20 protein-coding genes are annotated in these 20916 nt (G+C 63.1%); 17 read left to right on the top strand and 3 right to left on the bottom strand.

Annotated features, from left to right (window positions below; all coding sequences use genetic code 11):
* Positions 1 to 2: 2 nt before the first annotated feature.
* Complete coding sequence (gene algB / locus B3P22_RS02110; RefSeq protein WP_275546576.1) at positions 3 to 1355, bottom strand: sigma-54-dependent response regulator transcription factor AlgB; 1353 nt, start codon at positions 1353 to 1355, stop codon at positions 3 to 5.
* 211 nt (positions 1356 to 1566) lie between these two features.
* On the opposite strand from algB, the gene B3P22_RS02115 reads away from it, so the two are divergent.
* From B3P22_RS02115 to B3P22_RS02195, 17 genes are all read left to right on the top strand, one after another.
* The gene (locus B3P22_RS02115) at positions 1567 to 2397 is read left to right on the top strand and encodes a BON domain-containing protein (protein WP_197857704.1); all 831 of its coding nucleotides are present in this window, start codon (positions 1567 to 1569) and stop codon (positions 2395 to 2397) included.
* Positions 2398 to 2462: 65 nt separating this feature from the next.
* Entirely contained in the window at positions 2463 to 2897 is a 435-nt protein-coding gene (locus B3P22_RS02120) for a ferritin-like domain-containing protein (RefSeq protein WP_197857705.1), read from the top strand.
* 405 nt (positions 2898 to 3302) lie between these two features.
* Entirely contained in the window at positions 3303 to 4271 is a 969-nt protein-coding gene (locus B3P22_RS02125; protein WP_275546579.1) for a PstS family phosphate ABC transporter substrate-binding protein, read from the top strand.
* Positions 4272 to 4438: 167 nt separating this feature from the next.
* Entirely contained in the window at positions 4439 to 6724 is a 2286-nt protein-coding gene (locus B3P22_RS02130) for an ABC transporter permease subunit (protein ID WP_296269677.1), read from the top strand.
* Positions 6725 to 6737: 13 nt separating this feature from the next.
* Positions 6738 to 8414, top strand: a complete 1677-nt coding sequence (gene pstA / locus B3P22_RS02135) for a phosphate ABC transporter permease PstA (protein WP_275546581.1) — start codon at positions 6738 to 6740, stop codon at positions 8412 to 8414.
* A 103-nt stretch (positions 8415 to 8517) separates the two neighbouring features.
* Positions 8518 to 9351, top strand: a complete 834-nt coding sequence (gene pstB / locus B3P22_RS02140) for a phosphate ABC transporter ATP-binding protein PstB (protein ID WP_197857709.1) — start codon at positions 8518 to 8520, stop codon at positions 9349 to 9351.
* A gap of 179 nt (positions 9352 to 9530) precedes the next feature.
* Positions 9531 to 10259 (top strand): phosphate signaling complex protein PhoU, encoded by a 729-nt coding sequence (gene phoU / locus B3P22_RS02145; protein ID WP_197857710.1) that lies wholly within the window; start codon positions 9531 to 9533, stop codon positions 10257 to 10259.
* A 135-nt stretch (positions 10260 to 10394) separates the two neighbouring features.
* Positions 10395 to 11306, top strand: coding sequence for a response regulator (locus tag B3P22_RS02150; protein ID WP_296269678.1), 912 nt, complete (start codon positions 10395 to 10397; stop codon positions 11304 to 11306).
* A gap of 159 nt (positions 11307 to 11465) precedes the next feature.
* Positions 11466 to 12362, top strand: a complete 897-nt coding sequence (locus B3P22_RS02155) for a peptidoglycan DD-metalloendopeptidase family protein (RefSeq protein ID WP_296269679.1) — start codon at positions 11466 to 11468, stop codon at positions 12360 to 12362.
* Between the two features lie 744 nt (positions 12363 to 13106).
* A complete protein-coding gene (gene fliD, locus B3P22_RS02160) occupies positions 13107 to 14402 on the top strand; it encodes a flagellar filament capping protein FliD (protein WP_296269680.1) in 1296 nt (431 codons plus the stop codon).
* The gene (gene fliS / locus B3P22_RS02165; RefSeq protein ID WP_197857714.1) at positions 14402 to 14800 is read left to right on the top strand and encodes a flagellar export chaperone FliS; all 399 of its coding nucleotides are present in this window, start codon (positions 14402 to 14404) and stop codon (positions 14798 to 14800) included. Before fliD ends, fliS begins: the two co-directional genes overlap by 1 nt.
* On the top strand, positions 14784 to 15101 hold the full coding sequence (locus B3P22_RS02170) for a hypothetical protein (protein ID WP_296269681.1): 318 nt from the start codon (positions 14784 to 14786) through the stop codon (positions 15099 to 15101). Before fliS ends, B3P22_RS02170 begins: the two co-directional genes overlap by 17 nt.
* Positions 15102 to 15105: 4 nt before the next feature.
* Positions 15106 to 16191, top strand: coding sequence for a flagellar hook-length control protein FliK (locus tag B3P22_RS02175; protein WP_296269682.1), 1086 nt, complete (start codon positions 15106 to 15108; stop codon positions 16189 to 16191).
* A gap of 27 nt (positions 16192 to 16218) precedes the next feature.
* Positions 16219 to 16695, top strand: coding sequence for a flagellar basal body-associated FliL family protein (locus tag B3P22_RS02180; RefSeq protein WP_296269683.1), 477 nt, complete (start codon positions 16219 to 16221; stop codon positions 16693 to 16695).
* A 40-nt stretch (positions 16696 to 16735) separates the two neighbouring features.
* Positions 16736 to 17470: a FliA/WhiG family RNA polymerase sigma factor gene (locus B3P22_RS02185; protein WP_197857718.1), complete on the top strand. Its 735-nt coding sequence runs from the start codon at positions 16736 to 16738 to the stop codon at positions 17468 to 17470.
* Between the two features lies 1 nt (position 17471).
* On the top strand, positions 17472 to 18344 hold the full coding sequence (gene motA, locus B3P22_RS02190; RefSeq protein WP_197857719.1) for a flagellar motor stator protein MotA: 873 nt from the start codon (positions 17472 to 17474) through the stop codon (positions 18342 to 18344).
* Entirely contained in the window at positions 18341 to 19282 is a 942-nt protein-coding gene (locus B3P22_RS02195; RefSeq protein WP_197857720.1) for a flagellar motor protein MotB, read from the top strand. Before motA ends, B3P22_RS02195 begins: the two co-directional genes overlap by 4 nt.
* Positions 19283 to 19300: 18 nt before the next feature.
* On the opposite strand, the gene B3P22_RS02200 is transcribed toward B3P22_RS02195, so the two are convergent.
* Both B3P22_RS02200 and B3P22_RS02205 read right to left on the bottom strand, forming a co-directional pair.
* Complete coding sequence (locus tag B3P22_RS02200; RefSeq protein WP_197857721.1) at positions 19301 to 19768, bottom strand: hypothetical protein; 468 nt, start codon at positions 19766 to 19768, stop codon at positions 19301 to 19303.
* Positions 19765 to 20601, bottom strand: a complete 837-nt coding sequence (locus B3P22_RS02205) for a winged helix-turn-helix domain-containing protein (RefSeq protein ID WP_275546586.1) — start codon at positions 20599 to 20601, stop codon at positions 19765 to 19767. Before B3P22_RS02205 ends, B3P22_RS02200 begins: the two co-directional genes overlap by 4 nt.
* Positions 20602 to 20916 lie beyond the last annotated feature (315 nt).

Raw genomic sequence — 20916 nt, forward strand, 5'->3', positions numbered from 1 at the left:
GGTCAGAGGTTGTACTGCTTGCGTTTGCGGTAGAGGGTCGAGGTGTCGATACCCAGGGTCCTGGCCGCCAGGTCGAGGGTGCTGCTGCTGGCCAGCACCGCAGCGATATGGGCCTTTTCCAGCTCCTCGAGGCTCATCGGCGCGCCGACCCGTACGGTGCTGCTTGGTGCTTCGCTGCTGCCGCCGAGGCCGAGGTGGGCGATCTCCACCGCTTCCTGCTGGCAGATGATGCTGGCCCGTTCGATGACGTTGCGCAGTTCGCGAATATTGCCCGGCCAGTGATAGGCCTGCAGGGCGGCTGCCGCCTCGGGCGTGAAGGCACAGGCCGGACGGCCGTAGTCGCTGACGAAGCGGGCGAGAAAGCGTTCGGCCAGGGACATCACATCCTCATGTCGCTCACGCAGCGGCGGCAGCTTGAGGGTGATGACATTGAGGCGGTAGAGCAGGTCTTCACGGAAGCGCCCTTCGCGCACCATTTCGTCGAGATCCAGGTTGGTGGCGGCGACGATGCGCACATCGGCGCGGCGCGTGACCGGATCGCCGACGCGCTCGTATTCCTTGTCCTGGATGAAGCGCAGCAGCTTGGGTTGCAGCGCCAGCGGGAAATCGCCGATCTCATCGAGGAACAGGGTGCCGCCGTCGGCCTGGCTGACCCGGCCCTGGGTGCTTTCGCTGGCGCCGGTGAATGAGCCGCGGGCGTGGCCGAATAGTTCGCTTTCCATCAGCTCGGCGGTCAGCGACGGGCAGTTGATGGTCACGCAGGTGCGTTTGGCACGGCGGCTCCAACCGTGAATGGCGCGTGCCAACTCGCCCTTGCCGGTACCGGACTCGCCGAGAATGAGGATATTGGCATCGGTGGTGGCGACCTGCCGCGCGGTTTCCAGGATCGACATCATCGCCGGGCTGTGCGAATCGAGTCCGTCCTTGACCTTGCGTACTTCGCCCTCCAGTGCCTCCAGGCGCGCGGCCAGGGTGCGCACTTCCAGCTGCTTGGCAGCCGCCAGGCGCAGTTGATCGGGGGTGCAGGGCTTGACCAGGTAATCGGCAGCGCCGGCCTGGATGGCGTCGACTGCGGTATCCACCGCCGAGTGGGCGGTGACGATCACCACGCGCATCCACGGCGCCTGGATGCGCATTTGCGCCAGCAGATCGAGGCCGCTGTCTTCGCCCAGGCGCAGGTCGAGGAAGCACAGGTCGAACACCTGACGATGCAGCAGGGCTTCGGCCTGCGCTGCGCTACTGGCACCCGCGACATCGTAGCCTTCATCTTCGAGGCAGTAGCGGAAAGTACGCAGGATTGCCGCTTCGTCATCCACCAGCAAAATGCGCCCGCTAGTTTGCTCTGCTACTGCCATTTATATGCTCCGTCTCGCTGGTCAATGCAGCTTAGTCAGGTAAAAACCGTGCAAGTTGCACGGCCTGACTGCGCCGATACTGCACCCTGCATGCAGGCAGGGTGCCTTTATTATTGTTAACTATTTGTTTTTAAAGGGATTTATCTGTCTTTTTGGGCTGGCATGAGGCTTGCGATATTGCTTGTATCGTCTCACGAACAGGAGTGAACTTATGCCCCCGTTCAAACCCTTGATACTGGCTGCCAGCACAGCGCTACTGCTCGGCCTTACCCCACTGGTCAGCCAGGCCACCGAGGGCGCGCTGGCTCCCCAGTTGGACGCTGCCCGCCAGGAAGGTTCCATCTGGACAGCCTTTGCACTCAATCGCCATCTCAATCCGTACAAGCTCGATATCGACGTGGAGGATGGCGTAGCCACGCTCGACGGTAAGGTCGAGAACGGCGTGCAGAAAGAGCTCGCCGAGCAGGTGGCGCTGAGCATAGAGGGCATCGACTCGGTGGACAATCGCATCGAGGTCGGCAGCGATGCCGTCGAGGGCAATCCGCCCGGCATGGTTCAACGTCTGGAAGATGCCAGCCTCGCCGCAACCGTGAAGTCCAAGTTGCTCTGGAACAGCAACACTCGCGGCTTGGACATCCAGGTCAAAAGCGAGACCGGCAACATCACCTTGAGCGGCCATGCGCAGACCCCGGCGGCCAAGGAACTGGCCGGCCAGTTGGCGGCCAATACCGATGGCGTGAACGAGGTGTTCAATCACCTCAGCATCAGCACGGCCGACAGCAGTAGCAGTGAGGTGCAGACGACCCTCGACGAAGCACGCGAGAACATCAGCGACGGCTGGATCACCAGCAAGGTCGAGGCCAGCTTTCTCTACAGCCGCAACCTGGATGCGATGAACATCTCGGTGGACACCAGCGACGGCTTGGTCAGCCTGCGCGGCAGTGTGCTGAGCAGCGCCGAGAAACGTCTGGCGGTCGAGATTGCCCGCAATATCCGCGGTGTTCGCGGCGTCGATGCCGACGCCCTGCGCATCAGCAGCTGATTCACGACCCGTCGGCCGCCGCAGCGACCGGCAACCCGAAAGTCCCATCGCCAAGGAGAGAATCCATGAGCAGCAAGACCGCACAACTCAATGAACTGATCGAAATCACCCGTGACGGCAAGCGCTTCTACGAGCATGCCCACGAGGAGGTCAAGGATGTCCGCCTGCAGGCGCTGTTCCGTGACATGGTGCGCGCCAAGACCCAGGTGATCGATGCGCTGAGCGTCAAGGTCGCGGCCAATCAGAGCGAGCCGGCAGCCGGAGGCACCATGCTGGGCAAGCTGCGCCAGTTCTATGCCGACACCCGCGCGACCCTGGCCAAGGATGAAGACGCCACCTACGTGGCGCAGCTTGAGGACGCGGAAGACCGCATCCTGCATGCCTTCGAGGATGCGCTGGAGAGTGCCGATCAGGACGTCCGCGTGCTGCTGGCCGTGGAAATGCCCAAGGTACGTGCCTGCCATGAGCGCATGCGTGCGTTGAAGCAGAACATGCAGTAATCGCTGCTGCGCTGTTACGAGCCCCTGCACGCAAGGCGTGCGGGGGCTTTTTTGTTGGGCAGATCGGACTGGCAATTAAGTGTTAGCTGTCGATGACTCGGCACTATCCATTAGCGCGCCGCCTGGGCTGATGGGTTTCGCCCCTTACGGGCGAATCAAGGTGTGGCGCCCGTAAGGGGCGCAACCCAAACGCTCAGTGAACTCGGTAATGAATAGTCCTAAGCCCGCGAGCAATACCCCACACAAACTTGCCAGTCCAGTGTCATCCCATTGCCTTTCCCTGCCGCAAGCGAAACGCCATCGACGTTCATTTAACTGTCACATTCGTTTCATACAGTGTTCACGTGGCCTGCAGATACTTGGGCCCGTTCCATCCAACACAACACAATCTGCTAGGAGCAAGGCATGAAACTGAAGCGTTTGATGGCGGCCCTGACTTTCGCCGCCACTGGCGTAAGCGCCGTATCTGCTGTAGCCGCCGTCGACCCGGCTCTGCCGACCTATGAAAAGACTTCCGGTGTGTCGGGCAACCTGTCCAGCGTTGGTTCCGACTCGCTGGCCAACCTGATGACTCTCTGGGCTGAAGAGTTCAAGAAGAGCTATCCGAACGTGAACATTCAGATTCAGGCTGCCGGTTCTTCCACTGCCCCGCCCGCTCTGACCGAGGGCACTGCCAACATCGGTCCGATGAGCCGTCCGATGAAAGACAGCGAAATCCAGGCCTTCGAAGAGAAGTATGGCTACAAGCCGGTCGAAGTACCGGTCGCCATCGACGCCCTGGCGGTGTTCGTGCACAAGGACAACCCGATCAAGAGCCTGGACATGGCTCAGGTCGACGCCATCTTCTCCAGCACCCGCCTGTGCGGTGGCGAGAAGGACATCAAGACCTGGGGTGACCTGGGCCTGACCGGCGAGTGGGCGTCCAAGCCGATCCAGCTGTTCGGCCGCAACTCGGTCTCCGGCACCTACGGCTACTTCAAGGAAGAAGCCCTGTGCAAAGGCGACTACAAGTCCAACGTCAACGAGCAGCCGGGTTCGGCTTCCGTGGTGCAGTCGATCTCCAGCACCCTGAACGCCATCGGTTACTCGGGCATCGGCTACAAGACTTCCAGCGTGAAGACCGTTCCCCTGTCCAAGAAAGGCGGCGAAGCCTTTGACGCCAACGAAGCCAACGCCCTGGCTGGCAAGTTCCCGCTGGCTCGCTTCTTCTACGTCTACGTCAACAAGGCTCCGAACAAGCCGCTGAGCCCGCTGGATGCCGAGTTCCTGAAGCTCGTCCTGTCCAAGCAGGGTCAGGAAGTCGTCGTCAAGGACGGCTACATCCCGCTGCCGAAGAAAGTCGTCGACAAGACCATGAAAGAACTGGGTCTGTAACGACCGCGTAAGGCTGCAATCCGAAGCCCGCCTCTATTCGTAGAGGTGGGCTTTGCTACGTCACCGTGCTGTAACTTTTCTGTCATACGAAACCGCTAGATTGGCCGGGCTCGTGAAACAGACGAAAAATACGGCGCGCTCATGGCCGCGCAGAGAAGCTCTCAATCATGAATGACCTGGCTAGTGAAACCATGACCGCCTCCACCAATTCTTTGGGGCTGGACTTCAACACTCCTGCCCTGCAACGCAAGCGCCGCCTGCGCGCTCTCAAGGATCGCCTGGCTCGCTGGGGCGTTTCCGTCGGTGGCCTCGCCGTGCTCGGCGCCATCACCCTGATTTTCTTCTACCTGGCCTATGTGGTACTGCCCATGTTCCAGGGCGCCGACCTGCAACAGCGCGAGCCGGTACAGCCGGCCTGGCTGGCCGAGGCCGGCAAGCCGCTGCTGATGGCTGTCGAGGAGCAGAACCAGGTCGGCATGCGCCTTGCCAATTCCGGCAGCGTGCAGTTCTTCGATGCCAAGAGCATGGCCGCGCTGAACGCGGTCACGCTGCCGCTGCCGGCGGGCAGCGAAGTGACTTCCGTCGGCGAGGATCAGCCGGGCAGCAACCGCGTCGTGCTGGGCCTCTCCAATGGCCAGGCGCTGGTGTTCGAACACAACTATCGGGTCAGCTACCCCAACGACGTGAAGACCATCACGCCGGTCGTTTCCTACCCCTTCGGTGAGGAACCGCTGACCCTCGACCCGCAAGGCCGCCCGCTCGAGCACATGGGCATCAGCCTGAGCAGCGGCACCTTGGTCATCGCCGCCTCGGTGGGCAGCGAGCTGCACGCGGTCAGCATCAGTCGCGAAGAGAACATGATGACCGGCGAGGTCAGTACCAGCGAAGATCGCCTGGCGCTGCCGCAGATCGCCGATCCGATCAAGAGCCTGATCATCGATCCGCGCCAGCAGTGGCTGTACGTGATCAATGGCAGCGCCACCGCCGATGTCTTCGACCTGCGCCGCAACACTCTCAACGGCCGTTACAAGCTGCTCAACGACGGCTCCAGCGAAGTGACCTACGCCACTTCGCTGCTCGGCGGCATCTCGCTGCTGGTCGGTGACAGCAAGGGTGGTATCGCCCAGTGGTTCATGGTCCGTGACGAAGACGGCAATTCTTCGCTGAAATTGGTGCGTGACTTCAAGATGGCGGGCAGCCCGATTGCCCAGATCATCTCCGAGCAGCGCCGCAAGGGCTTCATCGCCATGGATAGCGCCGGTAACCTGGGCGTGTTCCACAGCACCGCGCACCGTACCCTGCTGGTCGAGCAGGTCGCCGATGGCCACACCATGGCGGCCATGTCGCCACGCGCCAACCGCATCCTGCTGGAGCACGACGGCAGCCTCGAGCGCCTGCTGCTCGACAACCCGCACCCGGAAATTTCCTTCAGCGCGCTGTGGGGCAAGGTCTGGTACGAGAACTACGACAAGCCGGCCCACGTCTGGCAGTCCACCTCGGCCAACACCGATGCCGAACCCAAGCTGAGCCTGGCGCCGCTGGCCTTCGGTACCCTCAAGGCGGCTTTCTACGCCATGCTGTTGGCCGCTCCCCTGGCGATCGCCGCGGCGATCTACACGGCCTACTTCATGGCGCCGGCGATGCGTGGCAAGGTCAAACCGGTGATCGAGCTGATGGAAGCGCTGCCGACGGTGATTCTCGGCTTCTTCGCCGGCCTGTTCCTCGCGCCCTATGTCGAGGGACACCTGCCCGGGATCTTCAGCCTGTTGATCTTCACGCCGATCGGCATCGTGCTGGCAGGCTTCATCTGGAGCCGCCTGCCGGAGTCCGTGCGCCTGCGCGTACCGGACGGCTGGGAAGCTGCGCTGCTGATCCCGGTCATCCTGGCCGTCGCGTTCTTCTCCCTGAGCATGAGCGGTCACCTGGAAAACTGGCTGTTCGACGGCAACATGCGCCAGTGGCTGAGCAATGACCTGGGCATTCCGTTCGACCAGCGCAACGCCCTGGTGGTCGGTCTGGCCATGGGCTTCGCGGTGATTCCGAACATCTACTCGATCGCCGAAGACGCCGTGTTCAGCGTGCCCAAAAGCCTGACCTTCGGCTCCCTGGCTCTCGGTGCCACGCCGTGGCAGACCCTGACCCGCGTGGTGATCCTGACTGCCAGCCCGGGCATCTTCTCGGCGCTGATGATCGGCATGGGCCGCGCCGTCGGCGAAACCATGATCGTGCTGATGGCCACCGGCAACACGCCGATCATGGACATGAACATCTTCGAAGGCCTGCGCACCCTGGCCGCCAACGTGGCGGTGGAGATGCCGGAGTCGGAAGTGGGCGGTACCCATTACCGCGTCCTGTTCCTTTCCGCGCTGGTGCTGCTGACCTTCACCTTCGTCATGAACACTCTGGCCGAGCTGGTGCGTCAGCGCCTGCGCGTCAAGTACGCATCGCTCTGAGGACTGCAAGACTATGTCCGTGAAACAGAACAACATGAAATCCTGGTTCAAGAGCGGTTCGCCCTGGATCTGGATGAACGCCGGCGCGGTGTCCATCGCCATCATCATGGTCATCGGCCTGCTGTCGGTGATCGCGGTGCGCGGTCTGGCGCACTTCTGGCCGGCCGACATCATCGAAGCCAACTATCAGGTGCCCGGCCAGGAAGCCAGGGTGATGGCTGGCGCCGTGGTGCAGATCGAGGAAATCCCGCGTGCCCGCTTGGCCGCCTCCGGCCTGCCGGTGGATGTCGAGGGTGGCGAGTTCATGACCCGCGAGCTGATCAAGGTGGGTAACCGCGACCTGTACGGTGCGGACTTCACCTGGGTTGTCGGCGAGTGGCTGAGCGACCAGCGCAAGCCGGTGGACATCACCGCCTTCGAGCGTCGCGAGTGGGGCAACTTCTACGGCTACCTGGTCAACGTCAAGGAAAATGGCCAACTGGTCGCTGAAGGCGACGCTGCCTGGGCGGAGCTGCAGAAGCGTCTGCAGCGCGTCGAAGACCTGCATGGCGAAATCGTCAAACTGGAGAAGCGCGACATCGGCCGCATCAACGCCGGCCTGGAGCGCGTGCGCCTGCAGACCCGCAAGCTGGAGCTCACCAACCAGCTCACCGATGCCGCCCAGGCCGACCTAGCTGCCGAGCGCGCCCAGTGGGACGCCGAGTACAAGGTGCTGGAGGCCGAGCTGAGCGCGCGCTACGAGCAGTTCAACCGCGACAGCATGACCGTGCGTTCGGCTGACGGCCGCGAACAGGAAATCAGCCTCGGCAAGGTGGTACGCGCCTTCCGCCCGAACGCCATGTCGACGCTGGACAAGCTGAGCCACTATGGCAGCAAGGTCTGGGAGTTCGTCAGCGACGACCCGCGTGAAGCCAACACCGAAGGCGGCATCTTCCCGGCGATCTTCGGCACCATCATGATGACCCTGATCATGGCGGTGATCGTTACCCCGTTCGGCGTGATCGCAGCCATCTACCTGCGCGAGTATGCCAAGCAGGGCCCGCTGACCCGGGTGATCCGCATCGCGGTGAACAACCTGGCTGGCGTCCCGGCGATCGTCTATGGCGTATTCGGCCTGGGTTTCTTCGTCTACGTGCTGGGTGGCTCGATCGACCGCCTGTTCTTCCCGGAAGCCGCGCCGGCGCCGACCTTCGGTACGCCAGGCCTGCTGTGGGCCTCGCTGACCCTGGCGCTGCTCGCGGTACCGGTGGTGATCGTCGCCACCGAGGAAGGCCTGTCGCGCATTCCGCGAGCGCTGCGTGAAGGCTCCCTGGCCCTGGGCGCGACCAAGGTGGAAACCCTGTGGCGCGTGGTGCTGCCGATGGCTAGCCCGGCGATGATGACCGGCCTGATTCTCGCCGTGGCCCGCGCCGCCGGCGAAGTGGCGCCGCTGATGCTGGTGGGTGTGGTCAAGCTGGCGCCGAGCCTGCCGCTCGACGGCAACTATCCTTACCTGCACCTGGACCAGAAGATCATGCACCTGGGCTTCCACATCTACGACGTCGGCTTCCAGAGCCCCAACGTCGAGGCCGCGCGGCCGCTGGTATATGCCACCGCGCTGCTGCTGGTGCTGGTGATCGCGGTTCTCAACCTGACGGCCATCTACCTGCGCAACCGCCTGCGCGAGAAGTACAAGGCCCTGGACCACTAAATCCGAGCCGCAAGCCCCAAGCCGCCAGCTTCGAGCAGAAGTGCGGCGACCGGGCTTGCAGCTTGTAGCTTGCAGCTTGCCGCTGCGAACGGAGTGAGCACTTATGCAACACGAAAACGCTACCCACGGTATCGACCTCGCGGCCCTGGGCCGAGACAAGCAAAGCCTCAACCTGGCATCCGAGACCGTGGCCATCCAGGTGCCGGGCCTGAATCTCTACTACGGTGAGAAGCAGGCGCTGTTCGACGTCAAGATGGATATCCCCAAGCAGCGCGTGACCGCCTTCATCGGCCCGTCCGGCTGCGGCAAGTCGACCCTGCTGCGTACCTTCAACCGCATGAACGACCTGGTCGACGGTTGCCGTGTGGAAGGTGAGATCAACATCGACGGGCGCAACATCTACCGCAAGGGCGAGGACGTGGCCGAGCTGCGCCGCCGCGTCGGCATGGTGTTCCAGAAGCCCAACCCCTTCCCCAAGAGCATCTACGAGAACGTGGTGTATGGCCTGCGTATCCAGGGCATCAACAGCAAGCGCGTGCTCGACGAAGCGGTGGAGTGGGCGCTGAAGAGCGCGGCGCTGTGGGATGAGGTAAAGGACCGTCTGCACGACTCGGCGCTGGGCCTGTCCGGCGGCCAGCAGCAGCGTCTGGTGATCGCCCGTACGGTGGCGGTGCAGCCGGAAGTGCTGCTGCTCGACGAGCCCTGCTCGGCACTCGACCCGATCTCCACGCTGAAGGTCGAAGAGCTGATTTACGAGCTCAAGAGCAAGTACACCATCGTCATCGTTACCCACAACATGCAGCAGGCCGCGCGGGTTTCCGACTACACGGCATTCATGTACATGGGCAAGCTGATCGAGTTCGGTGACACCGATACCCTGTTCACCAACCCGGCCAAGAAGCAGACAGAAGACTACATCACCGGTCGTTACGGCTAAGGCCATGGCAAATACTCCCTGGCTTTGTCGGGCGCGCTTGCCGTACTACTCGTACTGTCAGCGCGCGCCCTTCGCGCCAGAGAGCATTTTCCAAGGGCCTTAGTGCTGAAACTCAACGTGTAGGGTGCGCCGTGCGCACCATGGTCACCCAAGCCGGCAGCTTTCGCGGAGCGAACCCAATGATCAATAAAGACAACCTTACCCAGCACATCTCCCAGCAATTCAACGCCGAGCTGGAAGAAGTGCGTAGCCACCTGCTGGCCATGGGCGGCCTGGTGGAAAAGCAGGTCAACGACGCCGTCACCGCGCTGATCGAGGCCGACTCCGGCCTGGCCCAGCAGGTGCGCGAGATCGATGACCAGATCAACCAGATGGAGCGCAACATCGACGAGGAGTGCGTACGCATCCTCGCCCGTCGCCAGCCGGCGGCCTCCGACCTGCGTCTGATCATCAGCATCTCCAAGTCGGTGATCGACCTGGAGCGCATCGGCGACGAGTCGACCAAGATCGCCAAGCGCGCCATCCAGCTGTGCGAGGAGGGTGAGTCGCCGCGTGGCTACGTCGAGGTGCGTCATATCGGTGATCAGGTGCGCAGGATGGTGCAGGAGGCGCTGGACGCCTTCGCTCGTTTCGATGCCGACCTGGCGCTGTCCGTGGCGCAGTACGACAAGACCGTCGACCGCGAGTACAAGACCGCGCTGCGCGAGTTGGTCACCTTCATGATGGAAGATCCGCGTTCGATCTCCCGCGTGCTCAACGTGATCTGGGCGCTGCGTTCGTTGGAGCGCATCGGCGATCATGCGCGCAACATCGCCGAACTGGTGATCTACCTGGTGCGCGGCACCGATGTTCGCCACATCGGCCTGACCCGTATGCGCGAAGAGGTAGAGGGCAAGCCCAAGGAATGAGGCCCGCTTCATGCCGACGGCCCGGGACTTCCCGGGCCGTTTCTTTTGCGCGATTTGTTGTGCGTCCGGCGTTTTCCGTTGGCCTTAGGCCACTGGCCATGACTATGCTTACTGCCATTCGTACAGGAGTAACCGATGAGCAAAGTCAGTGTGCTGGTGGTGGATGACGCGACCTTTATCCGTGATCTGGTCAAGAAAGGGCTGCGCGATAACTTCCCCGGCGTACAGATCGAGGAAGCGATCAATGGCCGCAAGGCCCAGCAGATGTTGAGCCGTCAGGTGGTCGACCTGATTCTCTGCGACTGGGAAATGCCGGAGATGTCCGGCCTCGAGCTGCTGACCTGGTGCCGCGAGCAGGACAACCTGAAAACCACGCCCTTCATCATGGTCACCAGCCGTGGCGACAAGGAGAACGTGGTGCAGGCGATCCAGGCCGGTGTCTCCGATTACATCGGCAAGCCGTTTTCCGACGAGCAGTTGGTGACCAAGGTGAAGAAGGCGTTGAGCCGTGCTGGCAAGCTGCAGGCCCTGGCCGCCAGCGCGCCGCCGAAAATGCTCAGTAGCGGTGGTTTCGCCAATGACTCGCTGGCCGCACCCACCGGCGGCAAGGCTGACGTGGTCAAGCCCAGCGCACCGACGCCGGCCCCTGCTGCAGCCGCGCCGGCGGCCAGCGCCGCGCCAGCACCCGCCGCAGCCAGCAAGGCGCCGGCCGGCCGTGGCCAGGGCCAGCTGCGCCTGCCGGCCGGCAGCATGGCCTGTGTGATCAAGGCGCTGAGCCTCAAGGAGGCGCTGCTGGTGGTCAAGCGTGGCGAGCCGCTGCCGCAGGTACTGGAGAGCGCTGTGCTCGATCTGGAGCAGGGCGAGGCGGCGGAAACCGCTCGGCTCAATGGCTACCTGCACGCGGTGGCGGCCTTCGAGCCCAAGCCTGAAAGTGAATGGCTGCAGCTGACCTTCCGTTTCGTCGACCGCGACCCGCAGAAGCTCGATTACCTGTCGCGGCTGATCGCCCGCGGTACCGCACAGAAGCACTTCAGCCCCGGCGCCTGATGACGGGTTTATCTGCGTGCATCTTGTGAGAAACATGCCAAATGCCGACCAGCGGCGGTGAGCCGGTTCACAGCCTGACGGTCGGTATCTCGCGTACCCTGTTCTGCGCTGCTAGTCTTTTCAACCCGGATATCAAAAAGCCATAAGATCCGAGTCATTATGCTAGGGCGCCTGATCATTCTCTGCAGTCTGCTGGCCTTTTGTGGCCAGACCGCTGCGCTGACCATTTACAAGTTCGTCGACAAGAACGGCGTAGTCACCTATAGCGATCAGGCCGCGCCTGGCGCGCAGGTGTTCGTGTTCAACGACCGCATGGTCGAGCGCCTGGACAATCAGGTGAAGCTGGAGACCAAGAAGCACGAAGCCGGCGAAACCCTGCTGGTGCGCAACGACCTCTATGCCCCGGTGGAAATCGAGCTGAAGCTCGAGCAGGTGCAGAACGCCATCGGCGCGCCGGAGAAGCCTATTCGCTGGGTGCTGCCGCCACGCAGCAATATCCGCCTGGCCACTCTCGCTGCGCAGGACGCCTCCAAACCGCTGCGCTACAAGCCCAGGCTGCGCTACGCCCTCGGTGATCCGCGCCTGCAGCCGAGCATTCATCGCTACCCGCTGCCCTGGCGCGGCGGTCCGTTCCGCCAGACCCAGGGCGCCAACGGCACCTACAGCCATTTCACCCCCAAGGGGCGTTACGCGGTGGACATCGCCATGCCCGAGGGCACGCCCATCGTCGCGGCGCGCGGCGGTGTGGTGGTCAAGACCGAGAACCAGCAGAGCGGTCGTGGCAACAACCCGGCCGGCAACTACGTGCGCATCCTGCATGACGACGGCACCATGGGCGTTTACCTGCACCTGATGAAGGGTTCGGTCAGCGTGCGTGAGGGCCAGCGCGTGGAGACCGGCAGCCTGCTGGCGCGCTCCGGCAACACCGGCAACAGCACCGGCCCGCACCTGCACTTCGTGGTGCAGCGCAACGTCGGTCTGGCTGTCGAATCCATCCCCTTCAACTTCCGCCAACCGGTCAACAGCCTGCCCAATTTCGCCGTCGGCGGCGAATAACCCTTCGCGCCCCGCATCGCAATCCATTCCAGCCCCGGCGCCACCCTGTGGGACGCCGGAAAAGCTTCGCGGTCAAGACCGCTCCCACATTTCGGGCGCTGCCAGGTACTGGCTCTTCTGTGGGAGCGGACTTGTCCGCGAACAAGAGGATGGACGGCGAATAACCCTTCGCGCCCTGCGTCGCAATCCATTCCAGCCCTCGGCGCTACGCAGTGGTGATGCCGGAAAAGCTTCGCGGTCAAGACCGCTCCCACAGTTCGGATGCCGCAGGTTCTGCTTCTTCTTCTGTGGGAGCGGACTTGTCCGCGGACAAGAAGGATGGGCGGCGAATAACCCTTCGCGCCCCGCGTCGCAATCCATTCCTACCCCTGGCGCCACCCAGTGGGGACGCCGGAAAAGCTTCGCGGTCAAGACCGCTCCCACAGTTCGGGCGCTGTCAGGTACTGGCTCTTCTGTGGGAGCGGACTTGTCCGCGAACAGGACGGGCAGAAACCCTTCAGGACGTCCGTCACACCATCCGTGTCATGACGCTTTCGCTTAAGCGGCATGCCCTCAGGGTCGCCTGTGTAATGGGTACGTCCGCGGCCCGCGCGACGCGGGCGGAAGTCAGCCTTCCGCTTGTCGCTCGCCGCCGCGCGAGCGGAAAGAATCTTTCACCTGGCGGAACGCCGAAAGCCATCTAGATCAAGGCTTTCAGCTGTTGGCACCGCTATTGCTATCTCACAGGAAAACGGGTGTCCGACTATGGCTATCGATTCAGATTACGTTCAAAGCATGGCGACCCAGCTGGCCCAGTACGAAGTTCAGGGCCAACTGGCCAAGGCCAATCGCAACCAGGCGTCATACAAAGCGCAGCTCAATGCTCTGACCACGCTGGATACTGCGCTGAAGAGCTTCAAGAGCGCCGCCAGCGGTCTCAAGCTGGCCGGCAGCAGCATGCTGGTCAACAGCGCCAGCTTCACCCAAGAGGGCTATGCCAGCGCCACGGTAGGCAGCAAGGCGGTGGCCGGCAGTTACGATTTCTTCGTCCAGCAGCTGGCCAGCAAGAGCCAGGTTGCCCTACAGGGGTTGCAGGACGGCAACCTCGGCAGCGGCAGCCTGACCATCGGCCAGGGCAGCGGCTCGTTCAACATCGATCTCGGCACCGTCGCGACCCTCGACGAACTGGCCAAGGCCATCAACGCCGCCGCCGATAACGAGGGCGTGAAGGCGACACTGGTGCGCAGCAACGGCCAGGTCAACCTGGTGCTGACCAGCGAAAAGACCGGTGCCGACCAGGCTATCAGCCTGAGTGCCAGCGGCAATGCTGCTTTCGAAGGGGCCGTGGCCGGGCGTCAGGAACTCTCCGTGGCCAAGGACGCCATCGTGCGCCTGGGCGGTGAGACGGGTATCGAGCTGACCAGCACCAGCAACACCTTCGACAACCTCATCGATGGCGTCAGCCTGACCTTCAGCAAGGCGCACAAGAGCGGTGATGCACCGCTGACCATGGAAGTCGGCCAGGATCAGAAAGCCACCAAGGAAAAGGCGCAGACCTTCGTCAACGCCTTCAACGCGCTGATGACCAGTTTCGATTCGCTCACCGCCAGCGGCGGCGAGAGCGGCGGTCGTGGGGTTCTGGCCGGTGATGCCAGCGTGCGTGCCATCGAGGGCATGCTCAATCAGTTGGTGCGCACCTCGTTCGGTGGTGTGAGCCTCACCGAGTTCGGCATCGCCGCCGACCGCAACGGCAAGCTGACCATCGACAACGTGCGCTTCGAGAAGGCCGTGGCAGCCAACCCGGAGGGCTTCGAGAAGCTGTTCACCGACAAGGGCAACCTGCTCGACACCCTGGACAAGAACCTGGCGGCTTACACCAGCAGCGCCGGCGGCCTACTGACCGACCGCAAGGACAACCTCAATACCCAGCTGCGCCGTGTCGATCAGCAGTTCGACACCATCCAGAAGCAGTACGACTCCTACTACGCCCGCTATCTCCGCCAGTACACCGGTCTCATGCAGACCATGGCGGCGATGGAACAGACCTACGGAATGTTCTGATGAGTGCCTACAACCTCAACGAAAGTTACGACAGCTACCGCACAGTGGATCTCGAGGCGCGCGCTGCCGCCGCCTCGCCTTACGAACTGGTGCTGGTGCTGTTCGACGGCCTGCTCGACGAGTTGGCCCGTGCCCGTGGCCATATCGAGGCCAAGCGCTACCAGCAGAAGGGCCAGTCCCTGGAGAAGTGCCTGAACATCCTCAATGGCCTCAATGGCGCCCTCGATTACGAGAACGGCGGCGAGCTGGTGCAGGGTCTGGCGCGGCTTTATGACTACTGCATCTATCGACTCTCCGACGTCAGCGTCAGCCTGTCGCTGGAGGGGCTGGACGAGGTGGTCGGCCTGCTCGGCGTGCTGCGCGAAGGCTGGGAAAGCGTGAATGCAACGCGCAAGTGAACTGCGCGCGCTGCAGCAGTTGCATGCCCAGCTGACGCAAGCGCTGGAGCAGGGCGACTGGACGCGCATCGGCGAGATCGACTCGCGGATTCGCGCCTGTCTGCAACTGCTGGCCGCTCTGCCGAGCCTGAGCGACGAGGTGCGTGAGGCCAGGGAGCAACTGCGCCAGTTACACGGGCAGGCGCGCAACGCCTGCGCGGAGGAATGCGAGCGGGTGCGCCGGCAATTGCTGACGCATCTGGAATACGCCGAAGGACGCAGTGCTTACATGCGCGTCGATCTGTATCAAGCCGGGAGATAAAGGGGTGCTGCAACTGATCAATGCCAACGCTCGGGTCAGCCCGAGTGGTTCCGCCGAGCAAACGCTGCCGTCGGGTTTTGCCCAGGCTGGCAGCGCGGGCGATGCGACCCGGCCGTTCGATCAGCAGATGGCCGTGCAGGGCTTCGCTGCTGCCGATGCGCAAGCGGTGCCCGGCGTGAGCGTGACGCCCGAAGCCATCCATCTCAGCGAAGCGGATGCCGAGCAGTGGCTGGCCGGAATGCTGGGGCAGCAGGCCGTGCGTATCGAGGCGCGCGAGGCGCCGGAGCCGGTGCAGGAGGAGCAGGAACAGGTGCAGGAAGAACAGGCCGAGCCGGCAGCCGTGTTACCTGCCGCATTCCTCGACCAGGCGCACGTGCAGTCTCGTGAGCAGCGCTTGCCAGCGGAGACGTTGCGCGCTGCTACCGCTACCGCACCCGGCCAGCCGCCAGCGCCAGTCGCGGACCCAGTGGCAGTGCCCAAGCCGCTGCTGACGGCCGAGACCGCGACCCAGGCTGCCGCGCCGCTGGCGCTGGATGACGTCGTCGAGCTGAAGGTGATCGAGCGCCTGCCGGGCAGCAGCACGGACAGCGACAAGGTGACACCAGGCAGCGCTGCCGCTACCTCGGCCGCTCCCGTGCCGCTGGCGACCGAGCGGCCGCTCAAGCTGCACGCGCCCCAGGCTCAGTGGGGCGAGCAGATGCTGGCCAGCCTGCGTGAACACGTCGACCTGCAGATCAATCAGCGTATTCAGAACGCCACCATCCGCCTCGATCCGCCGGAGCTGGGCAGCCTGGAAATCTTCCTCAGCCACGAGTCCGGCCGCCTCAGCGTGCAACTGTCCGCGGCCAATGCCGACGTGGCGCGCCTGCTGCAGCAGACCAGCGAGCGTCTGCGTCAGGAACTGGTGGGGCAGAACTTCGTGCAGGTCAACGTACAGGTTTCCGCCGATGCGCAGGGCGGGCGCCAGCAGCAACAGGCGCAGGCTCAGGCCTGGCTTGCCGAGGACGCTGTGGCCGCAGCCGCGGTGCTGCCGAGCGGTGGCGAGCGTAGCGCCACGGAGTCGGCCAGCGATGTGCTGGTCACCGTTTAATTTTCCGTTAGTGAATCGAGAGTAGCCATGACAATGCCGCGCATCCTCCTGCTGCTGGTTATCTTCAACACCCTGGTGGTGATCGGCGGCAGCATCTTCAACTACGCCACGCTCAAGTCGATGCAGACCGGCCAGACCGTGCTCGGCATTTCCGCTGGCGCTGGCGGCAGCGAAGCTGAGGAGGCCAAGAGCGAATACCGCTTCTTTCCCATCGAGAAAGTGATCGTCAGCCTGCAGGGTGAGACCCGCGAACATTATTTCGTTCTCGACCTGGTGCTGCAGGCCGACGTGGAAACCGATCCGAAGAAGCTCGAGCAGATCGATCCCATGGTGCGCAATTCTGTGGTTGCGCATCTGTCCTCGATGAGCTTCGAGAAGCTGCGCGGCATGCCCATTCCCGAACTGCAGGGCACCCTGGAGCGGGTGCTGTCCGATGATTTCGCCAGCAAGAAACTGGCGAAGCCCTTCGCCAGCGTGCTGGTCAGCAAGCTGATCGTCCAGTAGGGCGCAGCGAGCGACTGCGCCGGAACGGAGCCGACTATCCATGAATGCCAACTGCGCCATCGACTACCGCTATGCCGCCGAACAGGGCGGTGCCGCGCTGTTCGCCCCCGGTGCCGAGCAGAAGTGGCTGTTGCAGTACCTGCCGCTGGTCAAGCGCATCGTCAGCCAGCTGGCGCTGCAGGCCAACCAGGTGCTCGACCGCGAGGATATGGAGCAGATCGGTCTGATGGGACTGCTCGAGTGCCTGCGCCGCTACGGCACGCCGGACGAGCAGTTCGGTCGTTTCGCCGCCTTGCGCATACGTGGCGCGATTCTCGATGAGCTGCGCCGTCAGGACTGGCGGCCGCGTCAGGTGCGCCAGCAGACGCACAAGATCCGCGATGCCATTCGCCAGCTGGCGCGGCAGCTGGGGCGCGTGCCGCAGGAGGAGGAGATCCTCCAGGCGGCCGGGATCAGCGCCAAGGATTACCAGGAGTTTCTCCAGGCCGATGCCTGCGAGGCCATCGAAAGCCTCGATGAACTGCTGCAGAACGGTCACGAGGGTTTCGCCTGCGGCAGCAGCGCGGTCGAGGAACGGGTGCTCAAGGAGCGCCTGCTGACCCAGGCGCTGAGTCAGCTCAGCGAGCGCGAACGGCTGGTGCTGACCCTTTACTACCAACACGAGCTGAGCCTCAAGGAAATCGCCCTGGTGCTGGAGCTGAGCGACGCGCGCGTCTGCCAGCTGAGCAAGCAGGCGATCGCCAAGGCCAGCCGCTACCTGAACGAGAGAGGCTAGGGTGCAGAAGTTATTAGGTGCATTGATCATCGTCGCCTGCGTGCTGGGTGGCTACGTCATGGCTCATGGTGAGCTGGCCATGCTCTGGCAGCCGGCCGAGGTGATCATCATCGTCGGCGCAGGTTTTGGTGCCCTGGTGGTGGCCAACCCCAAGGACGTGCTGCTGGATATGCTGCACCAGATCAAGGGCGTGTTCGTTTACAAGAAGCGTGGCGAGGAGTTCCAGCGCCAGTTGCTGATGATGCTCTACGAGCTGCTGGAGATGGTCGACGTCGGCGGCCTCAAGGTACTTGATGCGCATATCGAGGAACCCGAGCAGAGCGACCTGTTCGGCAAGTACCCGCTGATCCGTCAGGAAAAGAACCTGATGGCCTTCATCGCCGACAACTTCCGCCTGATGGCCATGGGCAAGATCAGCGCGCACGAACTGGAAGGCTTTCTCGAGCAGGAGCTGGAGGCCATGGAGCACGTGCTGATGCAGCCGTCGCGCTCGTTGCACAAGATCGGCGAGGCCATGCCGGGCTTCGGCATCCTCGCGGCGATCCTCGGCATCGTCATCACCATGGGCAACATCGGCGGTTCGGTCGCCGAGATCGGTGCCCACGTGGCGGCGGCGCTGGTCGGCACCTTCCTCGGCATTTTCATGTGCTATTGCGTGATGGACCCGCTGTCGAGCGCCATGGGCCAGCGCATCAAGACCGAGATGTCGGCGCTCGAATGCGTGCGCACCACCCTGGTCGCCCATGTCGCCGGCAAGCCCACGTTGTTGGCAGTGGATGCCGGGCGCAAGCTGATCGAGCAGGACGTCAAACCTGCGTTCAAGCAGCTGGAAATCTGGGTCAACCGTTATGAAGATGAAAGGGACGCCGCATGAAACAGCGCGGTGGTGACGGCCACGAGATCATCGTCAAGCGGCGTGGCAAGAAGGGCGGCCACGACGCGCATGGCGGTGCCTGGAAGGTGGCCTTCGCCGACTTCACCATGGCCATGATGGCGCTGTTCATGGTGCTGTGGATCATCCAGCCGCAGACCCAGGACGCCAGCCGCGCCAACGCCGACATGCTGAATAATCCGCTGGTCGACGGTGGCGCCGGCATTTTCGACGGCACCAGCACCACACCGCTGGAACTCGATGGCGTGCCGGTGCAGGTCGCCCCGCGCCGTGACCCCGAGAACCGCGCGCGCACGCCGCAGGAAGACCCCGGTGCGGCCCTTGGCGAGGGCCAGCCCGGCGAGCCGCGTCGCCCGCACTTTAGCGAGTCGGTGCAGATGCAGGAGCTGGCCACGTTGATGAAGGAGCTGGCCCTGCAGCTCGACGCCGAGGCCAACATCGAAGTGCAGGTGGTGCCTCAGGGCCTGCGTATTCTGATCAAGGACGATGAGCAGCGTTTCATGTTCAATCGCGGCAGTTCCCACCTGAATGCGCATTTCGAAACCCTGCTGCAGCGTCTGGCCGGTATCCTCGGGCGAGTCGACAACCACCTGATCATCAGCGGCCACACCGACTCCATGCCCTATCGCGGCGTGGTCGGCGGCTACAACAACTGGAACCTGTCCGGCGACCGCGCACTGCGCGCGCGCAACGTGCTGGTGGAAGCCGGCCTGCCGACCGGCAACGTGCTGCAGGTCGCGGCCCAGGCAGACGGCATGCCGTTGCTGCCGAACGATCCGGAGAACGGCGCCAATAGGCGTATCGAGCTGCTGTTGCTGACCAGCCAGGCCGAAGGCCTGTATCGCGAGCTGTTCGGCGAGGCTCAGGTGCGCGCCGAGGTACGCGCCGAAGGCGTCCAGCTCAGCCTGCCGGAGTCCTGAGCGGTGGTGCCTCTCGCGCTAGGGATTGCGCCCATGGCAATAGACCTGCCGGGTTTCCAGCGCGTAGAGGCAGCCATCGACGCTGGTCAGGCGAATGGTCGATCCCTTGTGGCGGCCGTAGAGCAGGTTGAACACCAGCTCGTCGTCGATCTCGCTGGCCAGCCCGGTGACCTGACCGTCCTCGACACGCAATCGATAATTGCCGAGGAAGCCATAGTCCACCACGCCCGAGGTTTCCAGAATGCTGTCGCCTTGCCGGGTCATGGCATAGAAGCGACCGTCGTTGACCTGCAGGCTGTGGCTGATGTCCAGTACGCGCCCGTTGCTCAACTGCACCTGGCCGGTGGACAGGTAGCGACCATCGAGTTCGGCGCTGGAGGTGAAGCTAAGCCACAGGGCAAGCATGCCCAGCAGCATCGTCAGAGCCGTGGCGAACATGGTGAGCAACCAGCCGCCGCTGATGCCGCACTGCTTGCTCTTGCTCATGGCAGGCACCTGCTCAACTGGGCGTCGGCCACCTGATTCAGCTGGCTTTCGTGCAGCATCAGCGAGCGCGCGCCACCGTTGGGCTGCAGGCACAGCAGTTCATAGAAGCCTCCATGCAGGCGCAGCACCAGGCTCGCCGGCTTGCTGGCCAGAACCGCAAGCCGGCTGGTCAGGCCATGGGTTTGCAGAATCAACTGTTGCAGACGCTGCGAGTCTTGATCGATGTAGTGAACGTGCAGCGGGCCCAGGTTCATTTCGCTACTGTGCAGATCCTTGGGTTGGCTGATGTTGTACAGCGCCATGAACAGGGCGATGCCAATGAGGCCGAAAATACTCAGCAGAATCAGCCAGGATGTTTGCTGCCGGCTATGGCGGCGCAAAAAGGCGGGTGATGGGGCCGGGGTATCGAGTGGTTCGCTGACTTCGCCAATGTCATCGATGCTCGGCGGATAGACCAGATAGTTGGGGTTGAGCAGATAGCCGCGGCGCGGCAGGGTCTGGATGATTTCCCGGCTTTTCTCGTCGCCCAATATCTGGCGCAAGGTGTAGATCTGCTGGTTGAGGCTGCCCTGGCCGACGACCCGGTCGGCCCAGGCATGATTCATCAGCTCGTCGCGTGACACCACCTCGCCGGGCTCCTGCAACAGGCGTTCGAGCAGGCGGCTACCGGAGTAGCCCAGGTCGATCTTCTCCTCGATACCACTTTTGACCAGGGTCAGCTGATACAGCGCCGGGTAAAAGTGTGCATAGCAATCGCTTCGTCCGGTCCTGATGATCAGACAGGCGATATTGCTTCCCGGCTCGGCGAGCGGCGTTTCGGAGCTGGAATTCATGCGGTCCTTGGGGCGAGCGGTGTTTCCGTTTGGAAAGTCCGGGCGATAAGTGGGTCGGCATTCTGGCGTCAGGAAAATACTGTGGCAAGTCTTGTGCCATAGCTTTGATTGCAGTTGTAGGACAACAATTGAACTCGTTCAAGGCTGATAGCGACCGGGCAGCCAGTTAAGTGGGCACGATCAACGCGAATTGCGAATTGGCTCGATCATTCCGAAATGCTGTTACGGTTGATCGATTGCGGCGACAGATGGCGATGGTCCGATGGACCATGAAGAACGCCCCGCGAGAGCGGGGCGTCGGAGGGTGTGGCGCAA

Source organism: Pseudomonas sp. UBA6323 (assembly GCF_002439135.1).
Lineage (GTDB): Bacteria > Pseudomonadota > Gammaproteobacteria > Pseudomonadales > Pseudomonadaceae > Aquipseudomonas.